Genomic DNA, 3,416 nt, shown 5'->3' with positions numbered 1-3,416 from the left:
CCCACAGTGCACTGGGCTATCGCCCGCCAGCACCTGAAACCATCATCCCAATGGATTACAGGCCGACGATGCACTAACAATCAATTTGGACCAGTCAGATGAGGCTGCTCAATTGTCTCGCTGCGCGGCCTTGTGGGTATGCACCAACACTACTTCGAGCAGGCCCGCCGGATGCCAGTCGTTTTCGCCGTCGAGGGTATCCAAAAAGGGCAAGGAGTAACCATGCAGCATCTCATCGACATGGGCGTAGATCCTGCGCTCATGCTATACTCGCTGAATACTCCTCCGGAGGAGATCTATGCGCTAGTCGAGGATGAACTCGTAGATACCCGCATAGCAACCCAAATAAACGATTAACACCAGACACCGAGGACTTTGCCTTGTTAAAAACGCTAACCATTGCTGCGGCGCTGTTCGCTACGACTGCCACTGCGGGTGGTCTCCAAGTACGTGATGCAGACACAATTGTTGTCGATGGCACGCCTGTGCGGCTGCAAGGAGTTGATGCTCCTGAGTTGGGCACCGCCGCAGGGCGCGAAGCGCGGAGGTGGATGGTAAATTACCTTCGCGGCAAAGCGGTCGAATGCAAGCTTACCGGCGAACGAACATACGACCGTTACGTGGGCGTCTGCTACGCCGAGGGACAGGATATCGGTGCGGCCGTCATAGCTGCGGGTTACGCTTTGGACTGCGCGCGATATAGTGGTGGCCGCTACCGCAAATACGAGACACCTGCTGCAAAGTCACGATTGGCAAGAGCTCCTTACTGCTGACCAGCCCAGTAGGCCATAGAAAGTGAACGGCACCAGTAGCTTCCGTCGTCAGGGATTTTGGGACAGAGGGCGCTCTGAGCTAAGAGAGGATCTGGCTCATTTGGTTGGATTGATTATGCGGCGGTTTTGCGGTGAAGCAAGCGCCGGTTTTCGAGTGTTTTCCTTTTGATCCTTTATCGTTGTTTCAGAATGGTGTGCCCGCGCCCGAAGTAGACGTCGGCCCGGGGTAAGGTTTTGCAGGCTCTCGTGATAGCGTCGGTGGTTGTAGTGATCGACGAAAGCAACGATCTTTTGCCTGAGCTGAAAATACTGGCAAAACTCTAAGATCTGGCGTTTGCTAGCAAGCTATTGGCAGCTTTTCGCAAGTTATTGGCAGGCCAGATCCGCAGGTAGAACTAGGATACGCGTGGGGAGTTCAGTATGGACGATGAATTTGAATTACATGAGTTCTTCTATGTTTGGACGACCAATGATGATTGTCCAGCAGACGGCATTCTTTTGTACAATCCGGACAACGAAGACGAATATGTTGTACTCAGCGTAGACAACGCAGGGTTCGAAGTTTCAGACGCCAACGGAGCTGTCAGGAAACTCCTTCGACAGGCTCTTTCGAATTGGATCGTAATAGTTCCAAGTGATCATGAGTTGCACAATCTGATCCGCACGACGAAGACTCCGGCCGACGAACGTCGAGACATCATCAACGAACTTACAGGCAATGGTCTCCCAGTTGTTTCTATTCAAAATCTGGATGACCTTCGCTTGGTCAGATGGGCGTGGATAACGCAGTTTTCGCGGACTGATCGCGAGACAAGACATAAATTCTACTCAGCGGTAAAGATATTAGAGAACTTTTCGGAGCATTGGGCCGCTTCGATCAAAATTGGGCGAAGCATTGTCGAGCATTGGGCAAGCCAGGTCGAAGACCGCATGCCTGCCGATTTGCTGATCCACCTCGCGTATTACCGACGTTGGTCTTCTGATACGCGGGCCGCTTTAGAAGTATCAGATTGTTTGGATGGAACTCAAATTCGGCACGACCTGACAGATATGCAAAGAAGCGTTTTGGCAACGGAGCGTGCGGCTGCATTCATGGATCTGTTCGAACGCGGCGGCTCTGGTCTTGAGGATGCAGAGCGGTACTTAAAATACTCCCAAGGCGCGAGCAAAGGCAAAAACAGCCCTGAAAACTACCTGGGATGGCAGCGCTATAACAAGTTAAGAGAGGGTGCTCACGTTGGCGGGTATTAACAAAGTTATGTTGGTGGGGAATCTCGGAAGAGATCCACAGATTAATGAATTCTCTAGTGGGAGAAAGGTTTGCAATCTAAGTCTTGCAACCAGCGAACGCTGGAAGGATCGCGCTTCCGGAGAGCCGAGATCGCGTACTCTGTGGCATTCAATTGCAGTCTATCGTGAAGACTTAGTCAAGGTAGCTGAACAACTCCCAAAAGGGGCAAAGGTCTACGTTGAAGGCAAGATCCAGACAAGAAGCTGGTTAGATAAAGCAGGGGAAAAACGCTACAGGACCGAGGTGGTGCTGGATGGTTTCGCTTGCAATCTCTTCAAACTTGAACGGGAACAAAACAACGAACAAGAGCGAACCTCAGAGTCGATAAATGCTGGATCCCCAAAATTCAACGTAGATGATTGGGATCTCACTGATCCGCCTTTTTAGCCTGGAGGACGCCCGCCGCAAGCCGGCGCTCTGGCGCTACGACTACAATCACGTGAGGCCGCACTCGTCGCTCGGCAACCGAACACCCGCAGACTTTCGTTAAGAATGAGGGAGCCTCAGGGGGGGCAGGTCACCATTGGCGCAAGGCTGGCTAGGCGTATTTAAAGTCTTAGTCAAAAGATGTGAAAATTGGCAGCCTGTGCGGCGATCAAGAAGGTTGGAGCAGGAGCTGGGTATGTTGAAAATAGATAAGGCCTGACGGGCGAAGAGGCAAAAAGTCTATAGACGACAAAGCAGTGTGAAATTTATCTGGCTTGGTCTGAGGGGTTAGGGCTTGTCACCATGGGGTTATGGCAATCTTGTCTGGTATCATCCTATCCCGGCATCTACTAGCCTCTAGAGGGCAGAGGTGCAGTGTTCTTCTTATTAGCTGTCGCGAAAGGAAATTACGCTTGGCTCGTAAACTGGATCTGGGCGACACCCTGCAAGCCATACGACAGCATTGAAGGAGTTTCTTAGGTCAAGAGCTCTCTATTTTCGGGATTTCAACATCTTCTTTAGCGACGCCCCTTTAAATGGGATTTGCTTCTGCTCCTCGTAGGTTTGCAAGACGGCTCTGACCCAGAGCTCCATCGAGGCTTTCTTCAGTTCCATGTAAGCTGAATGCGCACCGTATGACTTCTCGGTTACATTTGCCGGGCTTTGTCTCATTCGATCAAAAACACGCTGGTCGTTTTGGCTGAAAGCAAGGATCGCGGGGTCTTTGATAGAATGTGCCAGAACTGCTGAGGCGCCACCGGGATATCCTGCGTCGCTGAGAAATTTCGAAAGGGTTCGCCTGATATCATGTGGCGACTGAGCAGCCTCATCTGACTGGTCCAAATTGATTGTTAGTGCATCGTCGGCCTGTAATCCATTGGGATGATGGTTTCAGGTGCTGGCGGGCGATAGCCCAATGCACTGTG

3 protein-coding genes and 2 pseudogenes are annotated in these 3,416 nt (G+C 51.5%); 4 read left to right on the top strand and 1 reads right to left on the bottom strand.

What is annotated here, in order from left to right:
* Positions 1–380: 380 nt before the first annotated feature.
* A complete protein-coding gene (locus tag ACR0MS_RS20410; RefSeq protein ID WP_170568217.1) occupies positions 381–773 on the top strand; it encodes a thermonuclease family protein in 393 nt (130 codons plus the stop codon).
* Between the two features lie 173 nt (positions 774–946).
* Here ACR0MS_RS20410 and ACR0MS_RS20405 read toward each other — a convergent pair.
* Positions 947–1,073, bottom strand: a pseudogene (locus tag ACR0MS_RS20405) (integrase core domain-containing protein); the annotation flags it as partial.
* Between the two features lie 120 nt (positions 1,074–1,193).
* Here ACR0MS_RS20405 and ACR0MS_RS20400 point away from each other — a divergent pair.
* The 3 genes and pseudogenes from ACR0MS_RS20400 to ACR0MS_RS20390 all read left to right on the top strand — a co-directional run.
* Positions 1,194–2,024, top strand: a complete 831-nt coding sequence (locus ACR0MS_RS20400; protein WP_480578141.1) for a hypothetical protein — start codon at positions 1,194–1,196, stop codon at positions 2,022–2,024.
* On the top strand, positions 2,011–2,451 hold the full coding sequence (gene ssb, locus ACR0MS_RS20395; RefSeq protein ID WP_480578138.1) for a single-stranded DNA-binding protein: 441 nt from the start codon (positions 2,011–2,013) through the stop codon (positions 2,449–2,451). The genes ACR0MS_RS20400 and ssb overlap by 14 nt, the downstream gene beginning before the upstream one ends.
* Positions 2,450–2,554: pseudogene (locus ACR0MS_RS20390) on the top strand (integrase core domain-containing protein); the annotation flags it as partial. The gene ssb and the pseudogene ACR0MS_RS20390, both read left to right, overlap by 2 nt.
* Between the last annotated feature and the right edge of the window lie 862 nt (positions 2,555–3,416).

Source organism: Ruegeria sp. CJ2, assembly GCF_056536745.1.
This window is presented reverse-complemented; position numbering and strand designations above follow the sequence as displayed.

What these genes read in the sequence shown, in the direction of transcription:
- ACR0MS_RS20400 (WP_480578141.1), top strand. Translation starts at nt 1,194, where the DNA reads ATGGACGATGAATTTGAATTACATGAGTTCTTCTATGTTTGGACGACC.